Genomic DNA, 14,620 nt, shown 5'->3' with positions numbered 1-14,620 from the left:
ATTCCCTTCATCACGATTTCAAGAGGATGCCTCGCATGACCGACACCAAGAAACCCGTCATCGTCTATGGCGCGTCAGGCTATACCGGCCGCCTGATCTGCGAATATCTGCGCGAATTGGGCATCCCCTTCATCGCCGCCGGTCGCGACGCGCAGCGCGTGCGCGACGTGGTGGAGCGGATCCCCGGCATCGAAAACGCGGATTACGAAGTGGTTGAGGTCGACCATGATGTCGCGTCGCTCACCGACCTGTTCCGCGGGGCGAAGGTGGTCTGCAACACGGTCGGCCCGTTCATCAAATTCGGGCCGCAGACGGTCGAGGCCTGTCTGGCGGCGGGCGTCCATTACCTCGATACGACCGGCGAGCAGGACTGGATGATGCTCGCGCAGGAGAAATGGGGACCGGCGTTCGCGGACAAGGGGCTGCTGCTGTCGCCGTGCGTCGCGCAGATGTACACCACCGGCGAGATCGCGGCGAACATCGCGCTGGAGACGATGCCGGGCCTCGACACGCTCGACATGCTGGTGCTGTGGAAAGGATTTCCGACCTACGCCTCGGTGCAGACGATCTTCACGATCCTGAAGGCCGACTGGTACTTCCTGGAAAATAACCAGTATGTCCAATGGCCGACGATGACCGCGACCGAGTGCCATGTCCCCGGCCAGCACGCGACGGCGCTGACGCTGCCTTGGGGCGGCACCTCGCACCCCATATGGTTCAAGTCCGATCCGCGCGTCGCGACGGTCAAGGTCTATGGCGGCGTGTTCGCGCGCGAGGTGATGGACAATGTCGTCGCCATGACCAAGATGATCGACACCGACATCAAGCCATTGCCCTTCGAGGAGCAGGAGGCCGCTTTGTCGAAGATGGCGGAATCGGTGCAGGGCGCGATGCCGCCGCGCGAAAATCCGCGGCTGAACACCAGCATCGACTCAGTTTATGCCTCCGGTCCGCTGGGCCGGGTCCACGTCCTGCTGCACGGCAATTGCAACTACAAGCAGACCGGGCTGCTCCAGGCGTTCTGCGCGATGAGCTTGCTGCAACAGCCGCCGCGCCGCGCCGGCTTCGCCTCCGCCTGCCAGGCGTTCGGGCATCAGGCGCTCTACGGCGCGATGCGCCAGTTCGGGCTGGTGCTGAAGCCGATCGTCACGGTCCACGATTGAAGGGCGCAGGCGCGATGCGGTTGATCGATTATCTCGACAAAGGGGCGTCGCTTGGCGGCGACGCCCCCTGCCTGACCACCGAGGGACGGACGCTGTCGTATGCCGAGGTTCAGCGACACAGTCATCGCGTCGCGCGCGCGCTGTCGCGGGACAGAATCGCGCCCGGCGAGCATGTCGCGGTGCTCTCCGGTAACGATCCGATCGCCTTCGCTACCGTCTTCGCCATTTCGCGCGCGGCGTGCGTCTGGTGCCCGATCAACCCGCGCAACGAGGCGGCGGAGAACGGCTTCGTGCTCGACGCGTTCGACTGCGTGGCGTTGTTCTTCGAGGCGAAGTTCGCTGCGCTGGTCGACGGCTTGCGCGCCGCGCTGCCCCGGCTGCGGCTGCTGGTCTGCCTCGACGCCGAACAGCCTTTCGCGCCGGCGCTGGAGGGCTGGCTGGCGGGTGTTTCGAACGCGCCTTTCCACGCGGATACCGTGAGCGACCTCGCGATGCTTCCGGGCACCGGGGGCACGACCGGCCAACCCAAGGGGGTGATGCTGTCGCACCGCAACCTGGAGACGATGACCGCGCTGACGCTGATGGGCTATCCGTTCGTTGGACGGCCGGTCTACCTTGCAATGGCGCCGCTGACCCATGCGGCGGGCGTGCTGGCGTTGCCGATCCTGTGCCACGGCGGCGAAATCGTCATCATGGCGCATCCCGATATCGGTGACTTCTTGCGGCTTGCCGAGCGGCACCGCGTCACCCACAGCTTCCTGCCGCCGACACTGATCTACATGCTGCTCGATCACCCCGATCTGCCCGCGACCGATCTTTCGGCGTTGCAATGCTTCTGGTACGGCGCAGCACCGATCTCGGCCGCGCGGTTGGAAGAGGCACTGACCCGGATCGGGCCGGTGATGGCGCAGTTGTTCGGTCAGACCGAAGCACCGATGATGATATCTATGATGGCGCCCGAGGATCATTTCGACACGACCGGCGCGGTCGCGCGTCACCGCCTGTCCTCGGCGGGACGGCCGGGGCCGCTGGTGCAGGTCGCGATCCTCGATGGCGAGGGTCGCGAGCATCCGCGCGGCGGCCACGGCGAGATCGTCGTGCGCTCCAGCCTGGTGATGGATGGCTATTACAAGAACCCCGCCGCCACCGCCGAGGCGACCATCGATGGCTGGCATCGCACCGGCGACATCGGCTATCTGGACGAGGACAATTTCCTCTTCATCGTCGACCGGGCCAAGGACATGATCATCACCGGCGGCTTCAACGTCTATTCGGCAGAAGTCGAGCAGGCGCTGATGACACATCCGGCGGTGCAGGATGCTGCCGTCTTCGGCCTTCCCGACGAGAAATGGGGTGAGCGGGTCTGTGCGGCGGTGCAGCTACGCGCCGGACAGGCGACCGACGCCGCGGCGATCATCGCGCACGTCAAGGCCATGATCGGCAGCGTCAAGACGCCCAAGACGGTCGAGATCTGCGTCGACCTGCCCCGATCCAAGGTCGGCAAGGTGCTGAAGAAGGACATCCGCGCACGCCATCTGGTCGAACTCGCGGCAGCGTCGGGAACCCGTACATGAGTAATGATCGCTCCACCTATGTCGCTGGCGTCGGCATGGTACCGTTCGTCAAGCCGGGACGGGGCGCCTCATACGACGTCATGGCACGGGCTGCTGTCGCCGATGCGCTCAAAGATGCGGGGATCGACTATACGGCGGTGGAGCAGGCCCATGTCGGCTATGTCTATGCCGACAGCTGTGCCGGGCAGCGTGCGCTGTACGGCGTGGGGATGACCGGCATCCCGATCTTCAACGTCAACAACAATTGCGCGACCGGATCGACCGCACTATTCCTGGCGCGGCAGGCGATCACGAGTGGCGCTGCGGAGTGCGTGCTCGCGCTGGGGTTCGAAGAGATGATGCCCGGCGCGATCGGGGCGATGTTCGACGATCGCGTCAGCCCGTTCGCGGATTTCGATGCGCTGTGCGACGACCTCGTTGACGTCGACCTGCCGCTGGCGCTGCGCTATTTCGGCGGCGCGGGAAAGGCGCATATGGAACGCTACGGCACCACGCTGGCGGACTTCGCACAGGTGCGCGCCAAGGCCAGCCGCCACGCCGCCGCCAACCCGCTGTCGGTCTTCCGCACCGTGATGACCGAGGAGGAGGTGCTGGCCGCGCCCCTGCTGTGGCCTGGCGTGATGACGCGCCCCATGGCCTGTCCCCCGACCTGCGGCGCGGCGGCGGCACTGCTGGTCTCGGACGATTTTGCCCGCCGCCACGGCCTGTCCCGAACCGTACGAATCGCCGCGCAGGCGATGGTCACCGATCGTCCCGTCGCCTTTGCGGCACGCGACATGATGGAACTGGTCGGCGCGGACATGACCCGTCGCGCCGCGCACATCGTTTACGAGCAGGCAGGCGTCGGTCCCGACGACCTGCGTGTCGTCGAGTTGCACGACTGTTTCGCACATAACGAGGTCATTACCTATGAAGGGCTGGGACTGTGCCCGCCCGGCGCCGCGGCCGGGTTCATCGCGGATGGTGACAACACCTATGGCGGACGCGTGGTCACCAATCCGTCGGGCGGATTGCTGTCGAAGGGGCACCCGCTCGGTGCGACAGGGCTGGCGCAGTGTTTTGAGCTGACCCATCACCTGCGCGGCACGGCAGGCTCGCGACAGGTGGAGGGCGTACGCCACGGCCTGCAACATAATCTCGGCCTGGGCGGAGCCTGTGTGGTGACGCTCTACGCCCGTGTGTGACCGTTTTCCGACTTGTCGGGGCATCCAGTGCCCACAGCATTTCAGTCGGGTTGATTTTGGCGCGCCCGGCTGGATTCGAACCAGCGACCACAAGCTTAGAAGGCTCGTGCTCTATCCAACTGAGCTACGGGCGCGCGACGGGTCGCTCGTAGCGCGGATTGTGTCGGGGTGGAACCGGGATCATAACACGGGCCATGGATCAGGGGGCGACACGCGGCGGACAGGCCTTCCGCTTTTACGACATGGTGATGGCGGCCTTCGTCGCCATCCTGTTGCTGTCCAACGTCATCGGCGCGGGCAAGGTGGCGGTCATCCATCTGCCGGTGCTCGGCGACTGGCCGTTCGGCGCGGGCATCCTGTTCTTCCCCTTGAGCTATGTCATCGGCGACGTGCTGACCGAGGTCTATGGCTATGCCCGCGCCCGGCGGGTGATCTGGGCGGGGACCGCCGCGGTGCTGTTCCTGGCGTTCATGAGCTGGGTAGTCGTCGCGCTGCCGCCGGCGCCCAACTGGACCAACCAGGCGGCCTATGATGTGATCTTCGGGCAGGTGCCGCGCATCGTGCTGGCCAGCATCTGCGCCTTCTGGGCGGGGGAGTTCGTCAACGCCTATGTCATGGCGCGGATGAAGCTGTGGACCGAGGGGCGGCATCTGTGGACGCGGACGATCGGGTCGACCCTGGTTGGGCAGGGGGTCGACAGCCTGATCTTCTATCCGCTCGCCTTCTGGGGCGCGGCCGGCTGGACGACCGATCTGGTCGTCACCGTGCTGTTCACCCAATGGGCGCTGAAAGTGGGATGGGAGGTGCTGCTGACACCGGTCACCTATGGGGTGGTGGGTGCGCTCAAGCGGGCGGAGGGGGTCGACATGTTCGACCGCGATACCGACTTCACACCGTTCCGGGCGCGGGTTTGACGGGCAGGGGTGTGCCTCACGGGAGCGCGACGGGCGGGGCGGCATGGTCGCCGCCGCCCCGGCCCGGGTTCAGGCGCCGACCGCTTCGACCAGTCCTTCGAACAGGCGGCGGCCGTCGTCGCCGCCATGCGCGGTCTCGATCCGCCGCTCCGGATGCGGCATCATGCCCAGCACGTTGCCGCGGTCGTTGAGCAGCCCGGCGATGTTGCGGGCCGAGCCATTGACCGCCTCGCCATAGCGGAACGCCACCCGGCCTTCGCCCTCCAGCCGGTCGAGCGTCGCGTCGTCGGCGAAATAATTGCCGTCATGATGCGCCACCGGCACGCGGATCGTCTCGCCGGTGGCATAGCGGCGGGTGAAGGCGCTGTCGCCATTCTCGACCGTGAGCGCCACGTCGCGGCAGACGAAGTTCAGGCCGCCGTTGCGCATCAGCGCGCCGGGCAGCAGCCCCGCTTCGGTCAGGACCTGGAAGCCGTTGCAGACGCCCAGCACCGGCAGGCCCTTGCCCGCCGCCTCGACCACCGCGCGCATGATCGGCGACCGCGCCGCGATCGCGCCCGAGCGGAGATAGTCGCCGTACGAGAAGCCGCCGGGCACCGCGACCAGCCCCGTCCCGGCCGGCAGTTCGGTCTCGCCGTGCCAGACCATCGCCGGGGCCGTGCCGGTCACCGCCTCCAGCGCCACCGCCAGGTCCCGATCGCAATTCGAGCCCGGGAAGACGAGGACCGCGGTCTTCACGCCTTCACCACCCGGTAATTCTCGATCACCGTGTTGGCGAGCAGCTGGCGGCACATCGCATCGATTGCGGCATCGTCGGTGTTGTCGGCGACTTCCATCTCGAAGACCTTGCCGGCGCGGACGTCGTCGACGCCGGCGAAGCCGAGGCTGCCGAGCGCATGGTGGATGGCGCGCCCTTGCGGGTCGAGCACGCCGGGTTTCAGGGTCACGAAAATCTGGAGCTTCACGGGCGGGGTCGTCCTTACTTACTTGCCGCGGCGCTTGCGGTGGCTGTCGAGATCGAGCACCGCCGAATCCTCTCCCTCGGGGAGCAGGCCGAGCCGGCGCGCGACTTCCTGATAGGCTTCGGCCTCGCCGCCCAGGTCGCGGCGAAAACGGTCCTTGTCCATCTTCTCGTTGGTTTCCATGTCCCACAGGCGACAGCCATCGGGGCTGATCTCATCCGCCAGGATGATCCGGCCATAATCGTCGTCCCAGACCCGGCCGAACTCCAGCTTGAAGTCAACCAGGCGGATGCCAACGCCCGCGAACAGGCCGCACAGGAAGTCGTTCACGCGGATCGCCAGATCGGCGATGTCGTGCATTTCCTCCTGGCTGGCCCAGCCGAAGCAGGCGATATGCTCCTCGGACACCATCGGGTCGCCGAGCGCATCGTCCTTGTAGTAATATTCGATGATCGTGCGAGGCAGCTTGGTGCCCTCCTCGATCCCCAGCCGCTTCGACAGCGAGCCGGCGGCGACGTTGCGGACGACCACCTCGATCGGCACGATCTCGACCTGGCGGATCAGCTGCTCGCGCATGTTCAGCCGGCGGATGAAATGGGTCGGTACGCCGATATGGTCGAGGAGCGTGAAGACATGCTCGGAGATGCGGTTGTTGAGCACGCCCTTGCCGTTGATCGTGCCCTTTTTCTGGGCATTGAAGGCGGTGGCGTCATCCTTGAAATACTGGATCAAGGTGCCCGGCTCCGGGCCCTCATACAGGATCTTGGCCTTGCCTTCATAGACCTGGCGGCGGCGAGCCATGCGGTTCCCCTGAAATAAGAACAGCCCCGGCACCCCAGATGCGAGGCCCGAGGCGGGATGCGCGGCCTATAGGGGAAGGGCGGTCGCGGCGCAATGGAGCGATCGCGCCACGCCAAGGTGCCACCCGACCTTGGCCGCCGCGCCCGGATAGCGCGGGGCTCCGGGGCGGGCCCGCCGCTGGCGGCTTTCCGGCTCCCGGTGGATTAGTTGTTGTATAGCAAATGGATCGGCGGTTTTTCTTCCGATCTTTAATGCTCAGTGGGCGGGTACTGACAGCGGCGTGGAAACATGTCGATAAACTAATCCAGGACAATAGGAAACCAAGAATTGCTCCATCGGTTATTGATCTGCTTGTAAAGGAGGCAGGATATGAACAAGCTGATGACCGTTTGTGTTGGCGCCGCTCTGGTGGCGGCGGCGGGGGCCGGTTCGGCAAAGCCCTGGGTGGCGAGCCAGGCGCAACTGTCGCTTGGCGACGGCGCGGCGAAGGCGTTCGTCTGGCTGGTGAAGAACGGCGACGCCTATCGCACGGTCACCTGCCGGGACACCGCCGACGTGCTCGCGAGCTTCCAGCCCGAGGCGGTGGCCTTCGACGTCACCCGCAACAAGAAGGGCAAGCCGGTTGAGCAGGAGGATGTCGCGGGCGTCGAGACCTTCACGCCGGTGGCGTTCCAGAACTGTCAGGTGATGGGCGGCAACCAGTTCGTGAGCCAGGTGGACAAGACGCTGGGTTGGGCGCCGCCGGTGCGCTGAGTTCTATTTCCCCAACCCATCTCCATCCCGACACGGCCATGGCGGCACCCGCCATGGCCGTTCCATTGTCTGGCGTTTCGGCGAAGAGCATGGTTGCGTCACCAAGTTGTTGGGCCATTTCAGTCAAGACCATGGCAGTCAATGACCAAGACAGTTACAGGAGCATGACGATAACTTAACCTGTATGACGGCGAAACCGGACGTTGGATGTCGTCGTTATTGCCGTGCTTGCTAAGGAGGTAGACATGAACAAGCTGATGATCGGTTGTGTTGGTGCATCCCTGATGCTGGTGGCGGGCGCGGCGGGCGCCCAGCCCTGGGTCGCCGAACAGGCCCGCATACCGCTTAACAATGGTGCGGCGATGGAGGTCATCTCGCTGGTGAAGAACGGCCCGGTCGACCGCACGGTCGCCTGCCGCGACACCGCCGACGTGCTCGCGACCTTCCGGCCCGAGGCGGTGGCCTTCGACGTCACCCACAACAGGAAAGGCAAGCCGGTCGACCAGGAGCAGGTCGCGGGCGTGGAGACGTTCACCCCGGTGGCGTTCCAGAACTGCCAAGTCACGGCCGGCAACCACATCCAGCCCGATGTCGACAAGACGCTCGGCTGGGCCCCGCCGGTCGGCTGAACCGGACCGGCATGTCCCCGCCCAGAGGATAGTCCCGGAACCCGTACCCGGAAACGGCCATGGCGGCACCCGGCATGGCCGTTTCGCCATGCCGGGGCAGGTGCGAAGACCGGGGGCGGGGAGGGCCTGTGCAGGCGCGGCCTTTGGCGCTATCAGGAGAACAGATGGCGACCGAACTGACCGACCCCGACACGCCGATCGGCGTTTTCGATGCTCCCTTCGACAGTGCGCTGAGCGAGCGCTACCTCGTCTATGCGCTGTCGACGATCACCGCGCGCTCGCTGCCCGACGTGCGCGACGGACTGAAGCCGGTGCATCGCCGGCTGCTCTGGGCGATGCGGTTGCTGAAGCTCGACCCCACCCAAGGGTACAAGAAGTGCGCGCGCGTCGTCGGCGATGTCATCGGCAAATATCATCCGCACGGCGACCAATCGGTCTATGACGCGATGGTCCGGCTCGCCCAGACCTTCTCGCTGCGCTATCCGCTGGTCGACGGACAGGGCAATTTTGGCAATATCGATGGCGATAACGCCGCCGCCTATCGCTACACCGAGGCGCGGCTGACCCAGGTCGCGATCGACCTGATGGACGGGCTGGACGAAGATGCCGTCGCCTATCGCCCGACCTATAATGGCGAGGAGCAGGAGCCAGAGCTGTTCCCCGGCCTGTTCCCCAACCTGCTGGCCAATGGCGCCAGCGGCATCGCGGTCGGCATGGCCACCAGCATCCCGCCGCACAATGCCGCCGAGCTGCTCGACGCGGCGGTGGCGCTGGTCGACGACCGGTCGGCCGACGTGCTCCAGTTCGTGCGCGGGCCCGATTTCCCGACCGGCGGGCTGGTGGTCGACCCGCCGGCGGTGATCGCCGAAAGCTATCGCACCGGCCGCGGCGCGTTCCGGGTGCGCGCGCGCTGGACGATCGAGCGCGAGAAGGGCGGCGGCTGGCAGGCGGTGGTCAGCGAAATCCCGTACGGCGTGCAGAAGGGCAAGCTGATCGAGCAGATCGCCGCGCTGATCAACGACAAGAAGCTGCCCATCCTGGCCGATGTGCGCGACGAGTCGGACGAGGCGGTGCGTATCGTGCTGGAGCCGCGTGCGCGCACCGTCGATGCCCAGGTCCTGATGGACGGTCTGTTCCGCCTGACCGACCTGGAGACGCGGGTTCCCCTCAACCTCAACGTCCTGGACAAGGAGCGGACGCCGCGCGTGATGAGCCTGGGCGACGCGCTGTCCGCCTGGATCGACCATCAGTTCGTCGTGCTCGACCGACGTACGCGCCACCGGCTGGGCAAGATCGCCGACCGGATCGAACTGCTCGATGGCTATCTGGTCGCCTATCTCAACCTCGACCGGGTGATCGAGATCATCCGCACCGAGGACGAGCCCAAGGCGGTCATGATCGCCGAGTTCGGCCTGACCGACCGCCAGGCGGAGGCGATCCTCAACATGCGGCTGCGTAGCCTGCGCCGGCTGGAGGAGTTCGAGATCCGCAAGGAGCGCGATCAGCTCGATGCGGAGCGGGTGACGCTGGAGGCGCTGCTCGCCGACCCCAGGAAGCAGAAGGCCCGGATGAAGCGCGACCTGAAGCGGATCCGCGACCGCTATGGTCCGGAAACGGCGCTCGGCCGGCGCCGCACCGATGTCGAGGAAGCCGCGCCGACCCGCGACATCCCGCTGGAGGCGATGATCGAGCGCGAGCCGATCACCGTCATCCTGTCGCAGCGCGGCTGGATCCGGGCGATGAAGGGGCATAACGACCTGGCGGCGGCGGAGACGCTGAAGTTCAAGGAGGGCGACGGTCCGGCCTTCGCCTTCCACGCCCAGACCACCGACAAGCTGTTGCTGGCGGCCGAGAACGGGCGATTCTACACGCTGGCGGCGGACAAGCTGCCGGGCGGGCGCGGCTTTGGCGAGCCGGTGCGGGCGATGATCGACCTGGACGGCAGCGTCGGCGTGGTGGCGCTGCTGGCGGCGTCGGCGCAAGGCAAGCTGCTGGTCGCGGCGAGCGACGGGCGCGGCTTCATCGTGCCGGTCGCCGATACGATCGCGGAGACGCGCAAGGGCAAGACGATCGTGACGCCGCGTGCTGGCGCGGTGCTGAAGGTGGTGCGGCCGGTGGGGGCGAGCGACGATTATGTCGCGGCGATCGGCGACAATCGCAAGATGCTGGTCTTCCCGATCAACGAACTGGTCGAGATGACGCGGGGGCAGGGGCTCCAGCTCCAGCGGTTCCGCGACGGCGGCCTGTCCGATGCGCGCACCTTCGTCTTCGCCGAGGGGCTGAGCTGGGTGATGGGGGGCGAGGGGCGGCGCGTCCGCACCGAAACCGACCTGTCGCTCTGGCGCGCGGCGCGAGGGGCGGCGGGTCGGATGCCGCCGACCGGCTTCCCGCGCGACAATCGTTTCGCGTGACGGCGGGCCGCGTCAACCCGTGACGCCCGGATGCCCATACCGCGAGTGAGACGTCGCGTCATCGCCGGGCCGGCGTGGGCGCCGATCCGGCTCCTGCGCCGGAGCACCGAAAGGCGTGTCGCAACCCTTCCGAGGGCACTGACGGGCAAGTCGATGCCAGCGGTGGGGCATGGCCGAACCAGACCAGACCAGACCAGTCAGTGCTTCAGTCCCTCTTAACTTGTGCTGACTATCATGAGGCCATGGCTACCGCGCCGCCCGAAGAATCACCCTTGGCCATAATGCCGACCATGTCGCTGGGCTTGATCGTCGGCGGGCTCGACCTGATTCCGGTTCCCGCCGTGGTCGTGCTCCGCGAGAACGGCATGCTGAGCTTCCCCGCGTTCAACCGTGCCTATCGGCTCGCCGGGCTGGGGGTGGTGGCCGACCGGTCGCCCCTGCTGGAAGCGCTGGGCGCCATGGTCCACGACGTGCTCGACCAGAAGGAGGCGCGCGCGGAATGCGACTGGACGATCGGCGAGGCAATCGATTGCCGCTATTATCGCGTGACGATCGCGCGCTCCACGCTGACCGCCAACGATGCGTGCGTGGTCACGCTGATCGACCAGACCTCGCAATATAACACCGAACGCTCGCTGCGCCGCGAGATGACCACCGACAGCCTGACCGGCCTGCCCAATCGCGAGGGGTTCAGCGACATGGTCGAGGCGGGCGACGCGGCGCGCCAGGCGGTGATGGTGATCGACCTGGCGCGGTTCGGCCGGGTCAATGCCTGTCTCGGCAGCCTCGCAGGGGACGAGCTGCTCATCACCGTCGCGCGCCGGCTGCGCGGGGCGCTGCGCGTCAACGACGTGCTGGCGCGGATCGGTGGCAACGAGTTCGCGATCCTGGTGACCATCGAGGAGGAGGATGGCGAGGCGCACGACCTGGCGACGCGGGTGATGCGCACCCTGTCGACGCCGTTCCGCCTGACCGATTTCGAGATCAGCGTCGACTGTTCGATCGGCATCGCCTTCACCGCGCCGGATGTCCCGCGCGAGGAGTTGATCCGCCACGCGCAATTCGCCACCAAGCGGGCCAAGTCGACCGGCCGAATCGAAGCCTATCAGAACCAGGCCTTCGCCATCGCGCGCGAACAGTTCGGCATGGAGACGGCGCTGCGCCGCGCGATCGAGCGAAGGCAGCTTCGCCTCGCCTATCAGCCGATCCGCAGCCTGGCGACCGGCGCGCTGTGCTCGTTCGAGGCGCTGGTCCGCTGGACCGATGAGGAGGGCGTCCACCGGATGCCCGACAGCTTCATCCCGGTCGCGGAGGAGTCGGGCCTGATCGTCCCGCTCGGCCGCTGGGCGATCGACGAGGCGGCGCGGACGCTGGCGGAATGGGACCGGCTGATCCCCGGCAATGGTTCGCGCATCGCGGTCAACCTGTCCGCCATCCAATTGCAGCGCGACGCGATCGCGCCGGTGCTGCAAGGGGCGCTCGACCGCTCGCACCTGACCGGCGACCGGTTCACGTTGGAGCTGACCGAAAGCGCGATCGTCAGCGATCCCGATCGCATCGCCGGCACGATGCACGCGCTCCAGGCGCTGGGCGCGACGCTGGCGATGGACGATTTCGGCACCGGCTATTCCAACCTCGCCTATCTCCAGAAGCTCCCGATCGACGTGCTGAAGATCGATCGCAGCTTCGTGACCGGGATGATCGCCGACCGCGACAAGATCGCGATCGTGCGCGCGATCCTCAGCCTGGCGCAAGCGCTGGGGATGCAGACCACCGCCGAGGGGATCGAGACGCTGGAGCTGGCGCAGACGCTGGCGGTGCTGGGCTGCACCTATGGCCAGGGCTATTTCTACGCGCGGCCGCTCGAGGCCCCGGCGGCGCTGGAGATGCTGGCGGAGGCGACTGCGTCGGCGATCTGATCGACGCGCGCGGGGTCGGGAAAGCCTTCCGCGATCCACTGCGTCTCGATCGCGCGCAGCGCCCGCGCCACGTCCGGTCCCTTGGCCAGTCCGCGCGCGACCAGCGCGCCGCCGGTGATCGGCAGGCGCGGCGTCGTCCAGCCGATCAGGGCCGCCGCATCCGCGCCCGCCAGCAGCAGCCGGTCGATCGCGCTCTCCACCCCCGCCCGGTAGCCGAGCGCCAGTGGTCCCTCGTCGCCCGGCCCGGCGCTGGCCGCGACCAGCCGCTTGCGCTGCGCGTTAGACAGCTTCAGCCGCGCGCCGACCGCTTCGGCGTCCGCCGCCGGGACCAGCGCGGCGAGGCGGCGGATCGGGTCGGGGGCGACGCCGGCCGCAGCCTCCCGCTCGGCTAGCCGGGCAAGGCGTTCGACGCCGGCCGCATCGATCTCCGGCAGCACCGCGACCAGGATGGACCGCGCGATCATCAGCCGCACGACCGGCACCGCCGCGCGCGCGACGAGCAGCTTGAGCAACTCGGCGGCGATCCGCTCACGCGACAGCGCCATCAGGTCGTTGGCGCGCACCGCGCACGCATCCAGCCCCGCATCGTCGATCGCGTCGCCGAACCGCGCATGGAAGCGGAAGAAGCGCAGGATGCGCAGATGGTCTTCGGCGATGCGCTGGAGCGGGTCGCCGATAAAGCGCACCCGCCGCGCCGCGAGATCGGCCAGGCCACCAAAATAGTCGTGGACCCGGCCGCTGTCGGGATCGGCATAGAGCGCGTTGATCGTGAAGTCGCGGCGCGCGGCATCCTCGCGCCAGTCGTCGGTGAAGGCGACCAGCGCGTGGCGGCCATCCGTCGATACGTCGCGGCGCAGCGTCGTGACCTCGACCGGATGGCCGTCCAGGATCGCCGTGACCGTGCCATGCGCGACGCCGGTCGGCACCGCCCGGATGCCCGCCGCCTTCAGTCGCGCGATCACCGTCTCCGGCGCGTGACGGGTGGCCAGGTCGACATCGGCGACCGGGAGGCCGAGCAGGCTGTCGCGCACCGCGCCGCCGACGAAGCGCGCCTCGCCGGCGGCGGCCCCCAGGATCGCCGCCAGCCGGTCGAGACCCGGCAGCGCCCGCCAGTCGGCGGGCGGCAGGCAGGTGTCGGTCGCGCCGCTCACAGGCTGGCCAGGCGGTGCGACAGGTTGACGATCATCGCGGCGGTCGCACCCCAGATGCGGCGGTCGTTCCATGGTATCTCGATATAATGGCGCTCCGCCCCCTGCCACCAGGCGCTGGCGCGGTGGTGGCGGGCGGGATCGCGCAGGAAGGAAAACGGCACTTCGAAGACGCTGGCCACCTCCGCCTCGGCCGGGACCAGGGCAAGATCGGGCGGCACGACGCCGACCACCGGCGTGATATCGAAGCGGGTGCCGGTGCGATAGGGGTCGATCGCGCCGACCAGCTCGACCACGGCGCGCGGCAGGGCGATCTCCTCCTCGGCCTCGCGCAGCGCGGCGGCGATCGCGTCCTCGCCGGGATCGAGCCGCCCGCCGGGGAAGGCGACCTGCCCGGCATGGTGGCGCAGCGTCTCGGCGCGCTGGGTCAGCAGGATGCCGGGGTCGGGCCGGTCGGTGAAGGCGATCAGCACCGCCGCCGCAGTCAGGTCTGTCGCGGCGTGGCGGGCCAGGTCGGCATGGTCGCCCGCCAGCAGTTCCATGTCGGGCCGGTTGGACAGCGCGGCGCGCAGCCGGTCGGTCAGCGTCATGCCGGGGTCAGCGGGAAGAAGCGGCCGTCGCTCCATAGGCCGGGCTCGGCATCGTCGCCGGCCAGCGCGCGCTCCGCCAGTTCGTAATAGACCGGCCGCGACACCAGCGCCTCCAGTCCGGCGCGAACATGCAAATAGGGACGGGGGCCGTCCACCCCTTCGACGAAGCGCAGGCCATGCGCCGGCCCCGCAACCACCAGCTCACCGGTGTTGAGCTGGAAGGCGAGGCGGGCGTCGCGGCCCTGGCCCTCCGCCTTTAGGGCGACCGCGACGAAGGGCGCGTCCTCGACCTCGACCGTCAGCTTCTCGACCGGCGTGACCAGGACATGGCTGCCGTCCGGCTCGCGGCGCAGGATAGTGGCGAACAGCCGCACCATATCGGGGCGCGCGATCGGGCTGCCCTGGTGGTACCAGGTGCCGTCGCGCGCGATCCGCATCTGGCCATCGCCGCAATGCGCCGGGTTCCACTGTTCGACCGGCGGCAGGCGGCGCTCGGCGAGCAGGGTGGCGACCTGGGAGAGGCTCAGGGCGGCGAGGTCGGGCGGCGGCGGCATCGGCATGATTGGCAGGTA

At 67.8% G+C, this 14,620-nt stretch carries 14 protein-coding genes and 1 tRNA gene; 8 read left to right on the top strand and 7 right to left on the bottom strand.

The window, feature by feature from the left end:
* Positions 1–35 precede the first annotated feature (35 nt).
* The 3 genes from GGQ96_RS02050 to GGQ96_RS02040 are packed head-to-tail and all read left to right on the top strand — an operon-like array spanning position 36 to position 3,921.
* Positions 36–1,163 (top strand): DUF5938 domain-containing protein, encoded by a 1,128-nt coding sequence (locus GGQ96_RS02050; RefSeq protein WP_184111034.1) that lies wholly within the window; start codon positions 36–38, stop codon positions 1,161–1,163.
* A gap of 14 nt (positions 1,164–1,177) precedes the next feature.
* Positions 1,178–2,737 (top strand): AMP-binding protein, encoded by a 1,560-nt coding sequence (locus GGQ96_RS02045; protein ID WP_184111032.1) that lies wholly within the window; start codon positions 1,178–1,180, stop codon positions 2,735–2,737.
* Positions 2,734–3,921 carry a lipid-transfer protein gene (locus GGQ96_RS02040; RefSeq protein WP_184111031.1) on the top strand — a complete coding sequence of 396 codons (1,188 nt, stop codon included), beginning with the start codon at positions 2,734–2,736 and terminating at the stop codon, positions 3,919–3,921. The genes GGQ96_RS02045 and GGQ96_RS02040 overlap by 4 nt, the downstream gene beginning before the upstream one ends.
* Positions 3,922–3,978: 57 nt before the next feature.
* Here the strand turns inward: GGQ96_RS02040 and GGQ96_RS02035 are convergent.
* Positions 3,979–4,055: transfer RNA gene (locus GGQ96_RS02035), tRNA-Arg, on the bottom strand.
* 60 nt (positions 4,056–4,115) lie between these two features.
* Here GGQ96_RS02035 and GGQ96_RS02030 point away from each other — a divergent pair.
* The gene (locus tag GGQ96_RS02030) at positions 4,116–4,835 is read left to right on the top strand and encodes a queuosine precursor transporter (protein ID WP_184111030.1); all 720 of its coding nucleotides are present in this window, start codon (positions 4,116–4,118) and stop codon (positions 4,833–4,835) included.
* A gap of 69 nt (positions 4,836–4,904) precedes the next feature.
* Here the strand turns inward: GGQ96_RS02030 and purQ are convergent, their stop codons facing one another.
* From purQ to purC, 3 genes are read right to left on the bottom strand one after another with little or no spacing between them, the layout of a single operon-like run.
* Positions 4,905–5,573 carry a phosphoribosylformylglycinamidine synthase subunit PurQ gene (gene purQ / locus GGQ96_RS02025; protein WP_184111029.1) on the bottom strand — a complete coding sequence of 223 codons (669 nt, stop codon included), beginning with the start codon at positions 5,571–5,573 and terminating at the stop codon, positions 4,905–4,907.
* Positions 5,570–5,800: a phosphoribosylformylglycinamidine synthase subunit PurS gene (gene purS / locus GGQ96_RS02020; RefSeq protein WP_184111028.1), complete on the bottom strand. Its 231-nt coding sequence runs from the start codon at positions 5,798–5,800 to the stop codon at positions 5,570–5,572. Before purS ends, purQ begins: the two co-directional genes overlap by 4 nt.
* Positions 5,801–5,818: 18 nt before the next feature.
* Complete coding sequence (gene purC / locus GGQ96_RS02015; protein WP_184111027.1) at positions 5,819–6,598, bottom strand: phosphoribosylaminoimidazolesuccinocarboxamide synthase; 780 nt, start codon at positions 6,596–6,598, stop codon at positions 5,819–5,821.
* A gap of 369 nt (positions 6,599–6,967) precedes the next feature.
* On the opposite strand from purC, the gene GGQ96_RS02010 reads away from it, so the two are divergent.
* From GGQ96_RS02010 to GGQ96_RS01995, 4 genes are all read left to right on the top strand, one after another.
* Complete coding sequence (locus GGQ96_RS02010; protein ID WP_184111026.1) at positions 6,968–7,351, top strand: hypothetical protein; 384 nt, start codon at positions 6,968–6,970, stop codon at positions 7,349–7,351.
* Between the two features lie 245 nt (positions 7,352–7,596).
* Complete coding sequence (locus tag GGQ96_RS02005) at positions 7,597–7,980, top strand: hypothetical protein (RefSeq protein WP_184111024.1); 384 nt, start codon at positions 7,597–7,599, stop codon at positions 7,978–7,980.
* A gap of 164 nt (positions 7,981–8,144) precedes the next feature.
* Positions 8,145–10,391 carry a DNA topoisomerase IV subunit A gene (parC, locus tag GGQ96_RS02000; RefSeq protein WP_184111022.1) on the top strand — a complete coding sequence of 749 codons (2,247 nt, stop codon included), beginning with the start codon at positions 8,145–8,147 and terminating at the stop codon, positions 10,389–10,391.
* Between the two features lie 281 nt (positions 10,392–10,672).
* Entirely contained in the window at positions 10,673–12,310 is a 1,638-nt protein-coding gene (locus GGQ96_RS01995; RefSeq protein WP_184112166.1) for a putative bifunctional diguanylate cyclase/phosphodiesterase, read from the top strand.
* Here GGQ96_RS01995 and GGQ96_RS01990 read toward each other — a convergent pair.
* The 3 genes from GGQ96_RS01990 to GGQ96_RS01980 are packed head-to-tail and all read right to left on the bottom strand — an operon-like array spanning position 12,241 to position 14,608.
* Complete coding sequence (locus GGQ96_RS01990) at positions 12,241–13,461, bottom strand: CCA tRNA nucleotidyltransferase (protein WP_425506683.1); 1,221 nt, start codon at positions 13,459–13,461, stop codon at positions 12,241–12,243. The two genes, GGQ96_RS01995 and GGQ96_RS01990, sit on opposite strands and share 70 nt — an antisense overlap.
* The gene (locus GGQ96_RS01985) at positions 13,458–14,048 is read right to left on the bottom strand and encodes a CoA pyrophosphatase (RefSeq protein ID WP_184111018.1); all 591 of its coding nucleotides are present in this window, start codon (positions 14,046–14,048) and stop codon (positions 13,458–13,460) included. The genes GGQ96_RS01990 and GGQ96_RS01985 overlap by 4 nt, the downstream gene beginning before the upstream one ends.
* Positions 14,045–14,608 carry a DUF1285 domain-containing protein gene (locus GGQ96_RS01980; protein ID WP_184111016.1) on the bottom strand — a complete coding sequence of 188 codons (564 nt, stop codon included), beginning with the start codon at positions 14,606–14,608 and terminating at the stop codon, positions 14,045–14,047. The genes GGQ96_RS01985 and GGQ96_RS01980 overlap by 4 nt, the downstream gene beginning before the upstream one ends.
* Between the last annotated feature and the right edge of the window lie 12 nt (positions 14,609–14,620).

The organism is Sphingomonas abaci, assembly GCF_014199625.1.
Classification (GTDB): domain Bacteria; phylum Pseudomonadota; class Alphaproteobacteria; order Sphingomonadales; family Sphingomonadaceae; genus Sphingomonas; species Sphingomonas abaci.
The sequence above is the reverse complement of the archived record's forward strand: the minus strand, read 5'-3'. Positions and strand labels throughout refer to the sequence as shown.